Origin of the sequence: Psychrobacter piscatorii (genome assembly GCF_904846415.1) — a bacterium.
In the GTDB taxonomy this organism is placed as follows: Bacteria; Pseudomonadota; Gammaproteobacteria; order Pseudomonadales; family Moraxellaceae; genus Psychrobacter; species Psychrobacter piscatorii.
This window is the reverse complement of sequence record NZ_CAJHAR010000004.1, coordinates 138,228-152,056: the sequence shown is the minus strand read 5'-3', so window position 1 is coordinate 152,056 and position 13,829 is coordinate 138,228. Positions and strand designations below refer to the sequence as shown.

General features: G+C 41.7%; 10 protein-coding genes. 5 read left to right on the top strand and 5 right to left on the bottom strand.

Annotation, left to right across the window (positions count from 1 at the left end; translation table 11 throughout):
- Positions 1-10 precede the first annotated feature (10 nt).
- Genes JMX83_RS03145 through JMX83_RS03135 form a run of 3 tightly spaced genes read left to right on the top strand, consistent with a single transcriptional unit; the run spans position 11 to position 2,834 of the window.
- Positions 11-1,045 carry a glycosyltransferase gene (locus JMX83_RS03145; RefSeq protein WP_201599022.1) on the top strand — a complete coding sequence of 345 codons (1,035 nt, stop codon included), beginning with the start codon at positions 11-13 and terminating at the stop codon, positions 1,043-1,045.
- Complete coding sequence (locus tag JMX83_RS03140) at positions 1,046-2,101, top strand: glycosyltransferase family 4 protein (protein WP_201599021.1); 1,056 nt, start codon at positions 1,046-1,048, stop codon at positions 2,099-2,101.
- Positions 2,079-2,834, top strand: a complete 756-nt coding sequence (locus JMX83_RS03135) for a glycosyltransferase family 2 protein (RefSeq protein WP_201599019.1) — start codon at positions 2,079-2,081, stop codon at positions 2,832-2,834. The genes JMX83_RS03140 and JMX83_RS03135 overlap by 23 nt, the downstream gene beginning before the upstream one ends.
- A gap of 74 nt (positions 2,835-2,908) precedes the next feature.
- On the opposite strand, the gene fdxA is transcribed toward JMX83_RS03135, so the two are convergent.
- Together fdxA and mutS are read right to left on the bottom strand one after the other, a co-directional pair.
- Positions 2,909-3,232 carry a ferredoxin FdxA gene (fdxA, locus tag JMX83_RS03130; protein ID WP_102094709.1) on the bottom strand — a complete coding sequence of 108 codons (324 nt, stop codon included), beginning with the start codon at positions 3,230-3,232 and terminating at the stop codon, positions 2,909-2,911.
- Between the two features lie 97 nt (positions 3,233-3,329).
- Positions 3,330-6,422 carry a DNA mismatch repair protein MutS gene (mutS, locus tag JMX83_RS03125; protein ID WP_201599017.1) on the bottom strand — a complete coding sequence of 1,031 codons (3,093 nt, stop codon included), beginning with the start codon at positions 6,420-6,422 and terminating at the stop codon, positions 3,330-3,332.
- A 459-nt stretch (positions 6,423-6,881) separates the two neighbouring features.
- On the opposite strand from mutS, the gene secA reads away from it, so the two are divergent.
- Entirely contained in the window at positions 6,882-9,674 is a 2,793-nt protein-coding gene (secA, locus tag JMX83_RS03120; RefSeq protein ID WP_201599015.1) for a preprotein translocase subunit SecA, read from the top strand.
- Between the two features lie 232 nt (positions 9,675-9,906).
- A complete protein-coding gene (locus JMX83_RS03115; protein WP_201599011.1) occupies positions 9,907-10,437 on the top strand; it encodes a hypothetical protein in 531 nt (176 codons plus the stop codon).
- Between the two features lie 103 nt (positions 10,438-10,540).
- Here JMX83_RS03115 and JMX83_RS03110 read toward each other — a convergent pair whose 3' ends face one another.
- From JMX83_RS03110 to JMX83_RS03100, 3 genes are all read right to left on the bottom strand, one after another.
- A complete protein-coding gene (locus JMX83_RS03110) occupies positions 10,541-11,107 on the bottom strand; it encodes a YsnF/AvaK domain-containing protein (RefSeq protein WP_201599009.1) in 567 nt (188 codons plus the stop codon).
- Positions 11,108-11,349: 242 nt separating this feature from the next.
- Entirely contained in the window at positions 11,350-12,198 is an 849-nt protein-coding gene (locus JMX83_RS03105) for a DUF2382 domain-containing protein (protein ID WP_201599007.1), read from the bottom strand.
- 407 nt (positions 12,199-12,605) lie between these two features.
- Positions 12,606-13,787 carry a thiolase family protein gene (locus tag JMX83_RS03100; RefSeq protein ID WP_201599004.1) on the bottom strand — a complete coding sequence of 394 codons (1,182 nt, stop codon included), beginning with the start codon at positions 13,785-13,787 and terminating at the stop codon, positions 12,606-12,608.
- Positions 13,788-13,829 lie beyond the last annotated feature (42 nt).

Below are 13,829 nucleotides of genomic sequence, written 5' to 3'. Positions count from 1 at the left end.
TGGATTGTCTATGTCTTTACTTATATCGGTTATCATTCCTACATTTAATTCAGAGAGATATCTACCAGCATGTCTTAATAGTATTATTGATCAGGTAGATAAAAATATCGAAGTTGTTGTAGTCAATGACGGATCAACTGATAGTTCAGGTGATATAGCTGATAATTATGCTATTCAACATAATTTTATAAAGGTCATTCACCAGTCTAATCAAGGCGTTTCAGCTGCTAGAAATAGAGCTATACGAGAATGTATAGGAAACTACTTAGTTTTCTTAGACTCAGATGATTTACTATATAAAGATTTTTTCAAGAAAATTTTAGAACTTATACAAAGTAACCCAGATATTTTAGAGATAAACGCTGACTTGATCGATAAAGTAGGGGAAGTATCATATGAGAAATTTTTCCTATTTGACAATGATATAGATATTATTAATAGCACTGATGCTGCTAAACTGAGACTTTCTAAGCAAGCTAAGTATTATTTATGGTCACGTATCATTAAAAAAGAGATGATTAGCCATCTATATTTCGATGAAAAAATAAGTTTCTGTGAAGATGCCTTATATCTAACAGAGTGTTACTGTAGAGCTGAAAAAATTATCAAAATTGATGAATCATTATATGGCTATAGACAGCATGATAATAATGTTACGAGAGTAAAATCTGTTTATAACATCAATCAGCTGACTGAGCTATGCTATATTGTGAAAAGACGTATAGATGATAGTCAAGATGAAAAATACAAAATGCTATTTTTATCATTATGGATAAATATGGTTCATCTACGAAAAAGTATGTATGCACTTGAGTTTAAAGAAATAAGCACTGATGAAGTGACATTGCATCAGATTAGAGGTATTAAGAATGATTATAAATGGTCATTCTTTAAATTAAGAGACAGGATAAGTTGGCTGCGGCGATTTAGTATTGAATTACCAAAAACTTCTAATACGCTAATTTTATTAAAATATTATACTAGAACATACTCATTACAGATACTTAATAGAATAAAATATTTGTATTCGCAAAGAATGAATTAAATGCATATTATTTTTATAATAAATAGTCTAGAGAGTAGAGGAGGATCTGAAAGAGTAGCTTCTCTTTTAGCAAGTCATTTAAGTGTTCATTATAAGATAACTATCTTATCTAGATATTCTATTAATAAAAAGAATGCCTATTATCTAGATTTGAAGGTAAATGATATTAAATTTACTGGTAGTACTTTTGCTTTCTTAATGAAGTGTAAACAGTATATCGCACAGAATAATTCAGCAATTGTCATTATCCACACTATGAGTAAGCTTACCCCCGTTTTACTAATAAGTGGTATCAAATCTAAAAATATTTGGAGTCTTGAACATATTTCTTTTAGTTTTCATAATATTATATTTCGACTCTTGAGATACGTTTTATATAAGAAACTAGATAAAGTGATTACGTTAACTAAAGAGGATGCTAGAAGCTATGATTTCATCGCTGACAAGGTATCTACCATTGCAAATACTAATCCTTTAGAAATAAGAAGATCAAACTCTGTTTTAGCATCCAAGGTTATTGTTAGTATTGGCAGGCTGACCTACCAAAAAGGCTACGACCTTTTAATTGAAGCCTGGGCATTGGTCGAAAGTAAAAATCCTAATTGGATGCTACATATATATGGTGAGGGAGAGGATAGGAGTAAAATTGAAAAATTGATTGCTGAAAAAGGTATTAAAAACATTTTTTTAAAAGGTCTTACTGACGATATCCAAAGTGTCTACGATAGTGCTTCCTTTTACGTTATGAGTTCAAGATTTGAAGGTCTGCCAGTTGTACTTATTGAAGCACAAAGTCGAGGCTTACCGATAGTGAGTTTTGATTGCCCATCAGGTCCAGCAGAAATAATTCAAGATGGCATTAATGGCTACTTAGTTGAAAATTCAAATATAGAAATGCTTGCTTATAGGATTGGCCTTCTAATAAAAGATGAGTCCTTAAGGAGAGAGTTTTCAAAAAATGCTTTGATATCGGCTAAGCGTTTTGAGCCAGAAATTATTATCAAGCAATGGATTGATTTAATAGAAAATAATTATGATTACAGTGACGAAACCTGATTTAAAAGTTTCTATAATTATGCCAGTATATAAGGCACGTGCAACTATACAACAAGCTATAAGCAGTGTTATCAGTCAAACCTACTCAAACTGGGAACTGATCATAGTCAATGATTGCTGCCCTGATAACAGCTGTCTTCAAGTCCAAGATATGATTATAAGTGATTTACGAATTTTCCGAATTGATAATGTAACTAATCAAGGAGTGGCTATATCTAGAAATAAAGGTATCGCAAAGGCAGAAGGTAATATAATTGCATTTTTAGATTCAGATGACTATTGGCATCCAGAAAAACTTAGCTTACAAGTTGACAAAATTAAGAAGGGTTACGATGTAGTATGCTCAAACTACATGAGAATAGAGCTGAATACCAAAACTAAGGAAGTTCCTAATAAGGTAGAGTTTGATTATTCTGATATGTTGAAGTCAAACCGTATAGGCAATTTGACTGGTATTTATCGTTCAGATCTTATAGGAAAGATCTACCAAAAAAATGTAGGGCATGAAGACTATATAATGTGGCTAGAAATAGTCAAAATAGCTAAGAAAGGCTATTGTATACAAAAATCTCTCGCATACTATCGGGTAACGAATAACTCTCTTTCGTCTAATAAATTTCAGGCCGCATTTTGGCAATGGAATGTATACAGGAAAGAAGTAAACCTAAGCCTTATAAAAAGCATATGGTTTTTTTTAAATTATTCCTATACAGCTTACAAGAAACGGCAATAAAAAACCACCTAACCGCATATCGCCATTAGGTGGTTTTCTTTATATTAGTACTTTAAACAATTTTAAAGAAGTTACTACCTCTCTAAATACTGAATCTTACCTTCCACACCATCCCACTTTTCAGCTTCTGGCATTTGCCCTTTCATCTCAGTGATGTTTGGCCATTTTTGTGCCAGCTCTTCATTTAGCTGAGTGAACATCTCTTGGCCTTTTGGAACTTCATCTTCTGAGAAGATGGCATTGGCTGGACATTCAGGCTCGCATAGTGCGCAATCGATACACTCATCAGGATCGATGACAAGGAAGTTTGGGCCTTCATAAAAGCAGTCCACAGGACAGACTTCTACACAGTCGGTGTATTTGCAAAGAATGCAGTTATCTGTAACGACAAAGGTCATAGTAATGTCTACCTGTTATTGATTTGGCTTTTGGCTAAATAGAATAGTCGAAAATAAAGCGTATTTTAGCGCCTTTACTACGATTTGACAATTCCCTTTAATGACTAATGATTTTCTTCAAATGATAGATCAAATCATGCGCTTGCTTGGGGGTTAGGCTATCAGGATCAATGGCGCTGAGCTCGTCTTCTATGCTAAACAACTGATTTTGCTTTAGATTACCCGCTATATTTGGTGATTGTATAGCGTAACTACTTTGTGGCTCTAGAACAACATCATTGTTAGATTCCCACTGTTTATCCCTTACTGACTTAGCTAAGTCATTTTTATCATCAATGATTTCTTGATTATTCGCTTTTAGGCCATCTAGATGTATGTGATTTATCAAATAGCGCTTGGCATCATCCAAGACCTGAGTGGGAATACCTGCCATCTTCGCGACATGTAGTCCAAAGCTAGAGCTTGCAGCGCCATCTTTGATCTGATGAAGGAGGAGTAACTGACCATCGATTTCACTGGCGGCGACGTGGACGTTACGAATCTCGTCACTTGTCTGTCCCAATTGCGTCAGTTCAAAATAATGAGTGGCAAATAACGTCAGGCAGCCAATATCGACTAGACGGTTGACACAGGCATGAGCGATTGCCAAACCATCAGTGGTGGCGGTACCGCGTCCGACCTCATCCATCAATACCAGTGATTTATGGGTCGCTTGGTTTAAAATATTGGCCGTCTCGATCATCTCAACCATGAAGGTAGATTTACCGCCTGCCAAATCATCCGCTGAGCCGATACGGGTAAATATTCGGTCAATATCACCAATATGTGCATGCTCGGCGGGCACAAAGCTCCCGCAATGAGCAAGCAAAACAATCAGCGCCGTTTGACGCATATAGGTAGACTTACCACCCATATTAGGGCCAGTAATTAAGAGTAATCTTTCAGGATGTCCTTCATTAGCATGAGCACTACCCAGCACGCAGTCGTTCGCGACAAAATGGTTTGTATTTGATGCAGCACCGTTCCGATTGTTCGCGTTCGCTTGATTTAATGCCGCTTCGACCACGACATGACGACCTTGGCGGATATCAATATGGGTCTGATTGTTGACCGTGGATTCATTTCGGTTTTCTGAAACTCCTCCCATAACTGGGCGTTGCCAATGGTAAGTCGTCGCAAGCTGCGCCCAATTGCTTAGCACATCTATTTGGGCAATAGCAGCGCTCAGTTGTTGTAGCTCAGCCAAATGTTCGTTTAATTGGTTGAGCAGAGCTTGGTACAGTGTTTTCTCGCGAGCCAATGCCAAAGATTGCGCACTCAGATATTCTGTCTCGACCTCTTTTAGCTCATCAGTGATAAAGCGCTCACTACTCTTGAGCGTTTGCCGACGAATAAAGTGAGCAGGGGCATTTTTTGCTTGCATCTTGGGCAATTCAAAGTAAAAGCCACTGACTTTATTAAACCCTACTTTTAGACTCGGTAGTTGGTTGTCCTGACGGGCTCGCTCTACCATTTCGTCCAATGTCACTTGAATATTGTCATGTAGATGAGTGAGGCGGTCGAACTCGTCATCATAGCCCGCTGCCAACATACCACCATCACGGATATGTGCAGGTGGCTCAATGACAATAGCGCGCTCGATTAACTCAGCCACCGCTTGAACGGCTGGCAGTTGAGCTGGCAATTGCTGCATCAACATCGGCAATAGACCAGCGTCTTCATGGCTGATACCTGACGCTGTCAGCAGAGTGGTAAGCTGGGCGCTGCTAGCGATACCATCGGCAAGCTTGCGTAAATCACGAGGTTTGGCACTCATCAGCCCGATGCGACTGCTGATTCGCTCAATATCGCCAATAGTGTTTAGCGTATCGCGTAAACTGATAACCAATGAGCTGTCTTTTGGGGGTTGCGCAGTTTGCGTTGAGTCGCTATCGGTATTGAGTAGACATGCTATCGCATCTAGACGCATATTGATACGTGAATGCTGGCGCAGTGGACGCTTCATTTGTTGTACGAGCAGTCGCTTCCCCATTGGCGTTTGACAATGGTTAAGGACAGATATTAGGGAAGTACCACTACTACTGACTGGACTAAATAACTCAAGGTTTTGCTGACTATTGGCATCGATAATCAAATAATCAACGCTATACTCAACGATGAGCTTATTGACTTGTGGCACATGACGCTGCTGCGTTTGCCGTGCATAATGAATAAGCGCAGCACAGCTAGTTTGCGCCAGCAGGTTATCTGCGATACCCAAACCATCGAGACGCTGTACTTCGAACTGCTGACAAAGTGTGTCGCTCGCGTGCTCACGATGAAAGTCATTGGCAGCGACTTCTATAATAGGGCAGTCCAGATGTTGCCGTAACCACAGCATCCACTCTGCATCAGTGCCGCCAATGCTATCGCTGAGTGCTTCGCTAATGATACATTCACTAGGTGCAAAACGTGCAAGTACCGTCAGCATTTGAGTTTTCAAAACATCTATATCGTTTTTATCTGCTATTAGCGTCTGGGTAGTCAATGTACCTGCAGCTAGATCCATTTGGCTAACAGCTGCTTGTAACGTTTGGCTATTATCTTGCGTTTTTAAATGAGCAATATCGATAGCAACGACAGTCGGTGTATGGTTTGGTGCAATGAGTGCATCATCGGTAATGGTTCCTGCCGTCAGTGTTTTGACCACTTCACGGCGCATGATGCTACCAGCCGCCGATTTACTTTTCTTTTGCTTATCGCCCATCGTAGGGACGTTGGTCTTATTGTTAGCACTGCCAGCATTGGTAGTTGTCGACTCGTCAATTTGCTCACACACGACGACCGTTTGCCCAGCCGCGATTAGGCGTGCCATATAGCTATCGGCTGCATGAAAAGGTACGCCCGCCATCGCTATCGTGTTGCCTGCTTTATCCGTACCACGACGCGTCAGAGTGATGTCTAATATTTGCGCTGCCCGCTTAGCATCATCAAAGAACAGCTCATAAAAGTCACCCATCCGGTACAGCAGCAATGCTTGTGGATAGCTGGCTTTCATGGTTAGATATTGCACCATCATTGGCGTATGATCCGCTAGGTTATAGACGGTATCGCCGATGCTTAAACAGTCAGATGTATTTTGTTTTGATAAGGCACTATCTGATCGAGTAGAAATAGATGAATGATTTTGGACGGACGGCTTTACGGTCATGCAGAGTCTCTTATTGTGTTTCGATAGGTTTTTATTAAACAGTATTTGCGGCAGCCGGTTTCGGATTAGCGCCAGTTTTATAGATTGTTTTGGTACGATAGAGTTGATATAACAAATGTGCCTGGTACGTACCGAAGAAGGACATAGCCACTAGATTTGGGCTAGATTATATCGACAGCGCCATATGAAAGTTACCTCATAGCCATCACATACAAGTGCTAAAAAAGCTAAGAAATTTAATAAAGTAAGCGTCATTTTAACACGTCTAGCTTGGTTTTTGCCTTGGCAAATATCTACTCGCTGCCCTTGTATCCATCAGCGCCATAACCATATATAATGACGGCACACTTAATTGGGCGATACTAAATTAGGTAGTACTTAGTCGGGTAATGACAAGACCACGAGCTAAGCTTTGGCTAATGCGCACTAATTATCGAATATTCCATAGGTCAAAAAATTATGTTATCAAAGATTGTAGGCAGTGTGGTTGGCACCAAAAATGACCGCGAACTAAAACGCATGCGTAAAGTGGTCAGCAAGATCAACGCACGAGAGGCTGAAATACAAGCCCTGTCTGATGAGCAACTACAACAAAAAACCGAAGAGTTTAAGGCGCGTCATCAAAAAGGCGAAAGCTTAGATGCGCTATTACCAGAGGCGTTTGCCGTCTGCCGCGAGGCCTCATTGCGTGTCAATGGTATGCGCCACTATGATGTGCAGCTGATCGGTGGTATCACCTTGCATGAAGGCAAAATCGCTGAGATGAAAACAGGTGAAGGTAAAACCCTAATGGGAACCTTGGCGATGTACCTCAATGCCATTAGTGGTAAAGGCGTTCATTTGGTCACGGTCAACGATTATCTAGCCGCCCGTGATGCGGAGTTGAACCGTCCGTTGTTTGGCTTTTTAGGTATGACGGTTGGCGTTATTTACTCACAGCAGCCGCCATTAGAAAAAATCGCAGCGTATCAAGCAGATATCACTTATGGTACTAACAATGAGTACGGTTTTGACTATCTGCGTGACAACATGGTCTTTAGTTTAAAAGAGAAAAAACAGCGTCCGCTGAATTTCTGTATCATCGATGAAATTGACTCGATCTTGATTGATGAAGCTCGTACACCGCTGATTATCTCGGGTCAAGCTGAAGATTCGTCACGTATGTATGCGCTGATCAATACGATTATTCCTGTGCTGATTCGTTCAAAAGATGAAGAAGCAAACAAGAATAACGAAGAAGAAGATTTCTGGATTGATGAAAAAAATCGCCAGATTGAAATCAGTGAAAAAGGTTACGAAAAAATTGAGCGCTTCTTAATCGAAGTGGGCGAGCTGGGTGAAAACGAAAGCTTGTATAGCCCAAGCCGCTTGCCGTTATTAGCTCACGTTCAAGCAGCCATTCGTGCGCATCATGTATTTGTCAAAAATGTTCACTATATCGTCGATGAAGGCGAAGTGGTCATCGTCGATGAAAACACAGGCCGTACCATGCCTGGTCGCCGTTGGTCAGAAGGTTTGCATCAAGCAGTAGAAGCCAAAGAAAACGTGGAGATTCAAGCAGAAAACCAAACGCTTGCGACCACGACCTTCCAGAACTACTTCCGTCTTTATGATAAGCTGTCGGGTATGACGGGTACTGCTGATACCGAAGCAGCCGAGTTCAAATCCACTTATGATTTGGATGTTATCGTCATTCCAACGCATGAGCCGATTGCTCGTATCGATATGGATGATCAGATTTTCTTAACCAAGTTAGGAAAATATAAGGGCATTATCCGCGAGATCAAAGAGATTCAAGCCAAAGGTGCGCCAGTATTGGTCGGTACGGCGACGATTGAAGCCAGTGAAGAGTTGTCTTATTTGCTCGATCAAGAAGGCGTGAAGCATAACGTCCTAAACGCCAAGCAGCATGAGCGTGAAGCTGAGATTATCGCACAGGCTGGTAGCCCAAAATCAGTGACGATCGCCACCAACATGGCGGGTCGTGGTACCGATATTATTCTTGGTGGTAACTGGCAGTCGTTTATCGAAGATCCAGAATCGGTTAGTAAAGAAGAGATGCAGCGCCTAAAGTCTCAGTGGCAAGTGAAGCATGATCAAGTCGTTGCGGCTGGCGGTCTACATATCATTGGCTCTGAGCGTCATGAATCACGTCGTATCGATAACCAATTACGTGGTCGTGCTGGTCGTCAGGGTGATCCTGGGATGTCACGCTTTTTCTTATCGCTCGAAGATGATTTGATGCGTATCTTCGCAGGCGATCGCGTGGTTAATATGATGCGTGCCATGGGTCTAAAAGAAGATGAAGCCATCGAGCATAAGATGGTTTCAAAATCGATCGAAAACGCGCAAGGTAAAGTAGAGAGCCGCGATTTTGATGCACGTAAGAACCTGTTGAAATACGATGATGTCGCTAATGAGCAGCGTAAAGTTATCTATGGTCAGCGTGATGATTTGCTTGCCGAAATGGACTTATTAGAAGCCATCGAAGTGATGCATCATGAAGTGTATAACGCCATGATCAACCAATTCATTCCACCTGGTTCTATCGACGATCAGTGGAACATTGACGGATTAGAAGATGAGCTTGAGGACGAGTTCAAAATTTCAATGCCGATCAACGATTGGCTAGATGAAGACCGCCGTCTAGATGAAGAAGGACTGCGTGCTAAAATTATTCAAACAGCCATAGACCGTTATCACAGTCGCCGTGAGCAAATGGGTGAGCAAGACGCCGCCCAGCTTGAGCGTCATTTTATGCTACAGAGTCTAGACAAGCACTGGAAAGAGCATTTGACACAGATGGATCAGCTGCGTAAAGGTATCCATCTACGCGGCTATGCGCAGAAAAACCCTGAGCAAGAATACAAGCGTGAATCGTTTGAGCTATTCCAAATGATGCTTGGGGCGATAAAGTCCGAAACGGTACAAGATTTATCACGTGTTCATATCCCAACCAAAGAAGAGCTGGAGGCGTTGGAAGCTCAGCAACGTGAGAATGCTGCGCATATGCAAATGCAGTTTGAACATGATGACGTAGATAATCTAGATAGCAACGTAAACAGTGCAGCCGCTCAGCCGCAGCCACAAAACCGCAGCCTTAATGGTACGGCAGCAGCTGGCGCTGCTATGGCAGCCAGTGGTAGCAATGCCAATGAGCCAAACCCGTACGCTGGTATGAATATCAGCCGTAATGCCCCTTGTCCTTGTGGTTCAGGGCTCAAGTACAAACAGTGTCACGGCAAAATCTAATCACTCTTGTCTTTTAATCATTAACAACTATGGTTAGAGTCTATAGACTGCCAAATAATAAGCCCTTATCTCAACCAGATAGGGGCTTTTTTATATCTTATAAATGCTGCTTGTTCTATAATTTACCGTTCTATAGCAGATGAACACTTTGTATTGATTGCTTACAAATTCAGCATAGGCGTGAATTTATGGACACGCTATAGTGTTTAGCATATCTATTTGGGAGAGCGTTATGAGTTTAGAATTATTAAAAAAATTACGTACCTCAGTCGCATTGACGGGGTTGCTCGCTGGTGCATTAACGATCAGTGCCTGTCAGCAACAATCAGAGCCAGAGTCAAGTATGGAAGATGGTGTCACTGCTGAAGAATCTGTACCAATGTCAGCTGAGCCTGCTGAGCCAAGTGATGTCGTTGTAAATACTGAAGATGCCTCACTTAATGAAGTAGAAGATGATACGGTCGCGTCAGTAAACAGCGGCGTGACGCAGGTATCGTATCTGTGCTCACCTGAGCTAAAAGTTGAAGCAACTTATAAAGAAGACGCTAACCAAGTCGTTGTCGCGACTGATATGGGTACAGTGACATTGAATCAGACCAATGAAGGCAGTAACCCAGAAGTGTTTGAAGTCGCAACCGCAATGGATGGTAGTGAAGGTTTTACTCAGTGGCGTGTGGCGCATGAAGAACGCGAAACTGGCGTCATGCGTACGGCTGGTGCGGATGAGTCAACCGTGAATACTTTTGAATGTAATAAAGTATAAAAGTTTGACTGCTATTTACCACATAAAAAAGCAACGCTGGTTTAGCGTTGCTTTTTTTGTCAGTGACTTATCTATGCTGGTGATTAAAAAACCAGTATTTCATCTATTTTGGTTGAGTAGTATTAGTCTCATGCGCCAAATACCCTTCTTCAGTCACATCTAACTCTTCATGCTTAAGCTCTACTGAGATACTATCGGTATGGATATGTGTGCTCTTATTGACCTCAATTTCTTGGATGGCATAGGTATCTTTGGTAATAGTCGCCACTTGGCGTGATAAGACGATTTCAATCGGATCATCACCAATCTCTATTTGTTTACCATTGACGGTCACCACAGCTTTACTATCAAGTGAGGGCTCAACATGACGTAATATGTCTTTTTCGTCGTAATGGCCAGACAGCAAATCTTGACTCTCTGCATCATGGTATTCAGTACGAATCGTGATGTACTCTTCTACTAATTCGATAGGGACGTCGATAGTTTTGGTGCGGGCATGCTTGGTGACAGTCACTTTACCAACGTCTAGGCGCTCTTTATTGATGACAGGACGCTCTTCTAATAGTTCCAAATGTCCAACATTGACGACATTGGAGTTTTCATCAGTTAGTGTACTTTTTTGGTTTTCCAAATCGTCTTGGTATAAATTTTCTGTATGGTCAGTAGTCATTGTTATTTCCTTATAATTACAAAATAATGGATTGGGCAAGATGGAATGTTAACAAGTAATATTGAATTTATTACTATCATTAATCATTACTATAATAAATCATGTCACCATATTATCGATACAAAAAAGACCAGAGACATGCTCTGGTCTTAATCTGCTAAACCAAAATGCTTAGCTGCCTATTACTATCGCATCTCATGACGACATCACAATATCATTAAAAGACACAAAGTATCGGTGTATTACATACCACGAGCACGGCGTACATCTTCTGCAGTAATATCATCACGGTTTACTAAGTTGCCTTCACGGTCGACTACATTACCGTCGTTGTCAACGTCTAGCTCTTCGCGCTGAATAGTCTCAACGATAGTTTCAGTATGACGTTCTGTTGTTTTGCCAACATTCACTTCTTCAGAGACATAAGTATCTTTACCGACACGAGCACGTTCTGCTTCTAGTTCAACTTCAACGGTATCGTTGACATCCATATCACCAATGCGACGATCTGTTGGACGATCAACGCTGGTACGCTGGATATCAGCATGTTCTTCTTCTAGCTCGACATCGACATTGCGCTCTTCAGTGACAACGTGCTTACCGACTTTTACAAGGCCTGCAACGATACGGTCTTTATTAACAGTCAAACGCTCTTCTAATAGCTCTAGTGTATTTGGTGCATCATAAGAATGATCTGCAATATCTACGCGCTCTTCAGCTGGGAGGGTATCAGCAGTAAAAGCCTGACGGTCTTTTTCATATTGCTCTTTATAGCTGTACTGGTAATCATGGTCATATGCTTCCATCGCCTCTACTTGTGATTTAGTCAAGCTATCAAAGAATACATCGTCACCTACAATACGTGCTAAACCTGCTGGTACTAGTACTTCTTTTGAGCTAAACCAGCCACCTGCATCAACGATCAAATAGCGAATGCGGCCAGTGGTGTCTTCTACTAGCGCACCTTCGATTTTACCGATCTTTTCCTCGTTCACACCGTAAGCAGTTTTTTCTGTTGGATCATAATAGTCATCACCGATTAGGTCGCGGTGAGTGGCTTGGATATCTTTTAAACGGATTAGCTGGCTCATTATTGTCTTCCTTTTATATGAGTTTATAGTTTTAAAATTAATATTTATTTTTAAGTTTTAACGCAATACCATTTGTATTACAAAGTTAGGATTAAACTATTGGATTAGCTCTCTCATCAACTTGTAGCCATCCTAACACCATGATTTTGGATGAGATATATGAGCAAGGTAGCAAAGTGTGCACTTGCCGTAATTGCGTGTAATAGGCTGTAAGTGCGATAACAGAGAAGGGGGTACAAGTTAACGCGCCTTAACATAGAGTAATGTTTAATGTGTATTTTGATTAAGCAGAAACAAAAAAACCGCATCACCTAGGGCAATGCGGTTTTTGGGTAACATATATCAAGTAAGTGATATACTAAATAGTCAGTTACATTCTAAAGGTCATGTACAAGTGCAGTTTTTACTTAAGGTAGCTCAATCGCAACGGCTACAGCTTCGCCGCCACCGATACATAGGGTTGCAATCCCTTTTTTGCCACCGATACGTTTAAGAGAGTTGATAAGGGTAACGAGAATACGCGCACCTGAACAGCCTACTGGATGGCCAAGGGCACAAGCGCCGCCTTCAACGTTAACTTTGGCATGGTCGATTTTTAGCTCATCCATAGCAGCCATAGTGACCATCGCGAAGGCTTCGTTGATTTCCCATAGATCAACTTCATCTACTGACCAGCCAGCACTTGCTAGTACTTTTTCAATTGCGCCAATCGGTGCAATCGTAAATTCGCTTGGGTGACGCGAATTTGATGCAGTCGCAACGATACGGGCTTGATAATCCAGACCTTCAGCTTTCGCTTGTGATTCTTTCATGACGACGACAGCAGCAGCACCGTCTGAGATTGAGCTGGCATTGGCTGCAGTGATGGTACCGTCTTTTGCAAATGCTGGGCGTAAGCTTGGGATACGATCAGCATTCGCTAGGCCTGGTTGCTCATCAGTATCGACCGTTTGCTCACCTTTACGAGTTTCAAACGTTACAGGCTCAATTTCATCTTTGAAGTGATTATCTTTGATAGCGGTTAGCGCACGATTGAGTGATTCGATGGCAAATTCATCCATCTTCTCACGTGTATAGCCTTTTTCATCCGCCATTTCTTGAGCGAACATGCCCATGAGCTTACCAGTCTCAGCATCTTCTAAACCGTCTAAGAACATATGATCTTTGACTTCTTTGTGACCCATACGGTAGCCACCACGCGACCCTGGCATGAGATACGGTGCGTTGGTCATTGACTCCATGCCACCAGCCACAGCAACATTGAAGCTACCAGCTTTGATGCCATCGTGTGCTTGCATGACGGCTTTTAGACCTGAGCCGCATAGCTTGTTGATGGTGACAGCGCCAGTCGCGTCAGACAATCCAGCTTTACGCATGGCTTGACGGGCAGGGCCTTGACCCAAACCTGCAGTCAAGATACAACCCATGATTACTTCATCAATATTATCGACACTAACGCCTGAGCGTTCGACAGCGGCTTTGATTGCAGCAGCGCCCAAATCGCTAGCACTCATGTCTTTGAGTACGCCTTGGAAGCCGCCCATTGGTGTACGTGCGCCGTTTAAGATTACAATTGCATCATTTGACATCGTTATTATTCCTTATTTACGTATTTTAAATGAAAGTGCCTC

Excerpts from the sequence above, each read along its gene's own strand:
- JMX83_RS03145 (WP_201599022.1), top strand. The coding sequence starts at position 11 with ATGTCTTTACTTATATCGGTTATCATTCCTACATTTAATTCAGAGAGA.
- JMX83_RS03110 (WP_201599009.1), bottom strand. The coding sequence starts at position 11,107 with ATGACTACTGACCATACAGAAAATTTATACCAAGACGATTTGGAAAAC.
- JMX83_RS03135 (WP_201599019.1), top strand. The coding sequence starts at position 2,079 with ATGATTACAGTGACGAAACCTGATTTAAAAGTTTCTATAATTATGCCA.
- JMX83_RS03105 (WP_201599007.1), bottom strand. The coding sequence starts at position 12,198 with ATGAGCCAGCTAATCCGTTTAAAAGATATCCAAGCCACTCACCGCGAC.
- secA (WP_201599015.1), top strand. The coding sequence starts at position 6,882 with ATGTTATCAAAGATTGTAGGCAGTGTGGTTGGCACCAAAAATGACCGC.
- fdxA (WP_102094709.1), bottom strand. The coding sequence starts at position 3,232 with ATGACCTTTGTCGTTACAGATAACTGCATTCTTTGCAAATACACCGAC.
- JMX83_RS03115 (WP_201599011.1), top strand. The coding sequence starts at position 9,907 with ATGAGTTTAGAATTATTAAAAAAATTACGTACCTCAGTCGCATTGACG.
- mutS (WP_201599017.1), bottom strand. The coding sequence starts at position 6,422 with ATGACCGTAAAGCCGTCCGTCCAAAATCATTCATCTATTTCTACTCGA.
- JMX83_RS03140 (WP_201599021.1), top strand. The coding sequence starts at position 1,046 with ATGCATATTATTTTTATAATAAATAGTCTAGAGAGTAGAGGAGGATCT.
- JMX83_RS03100 (WP_201599004.1), bottom strand. The coding sequence starts at position 13,787 with ATGTCAAATGATGCAATTGTAATCTTAAACGGCGCACGTACACCAATG.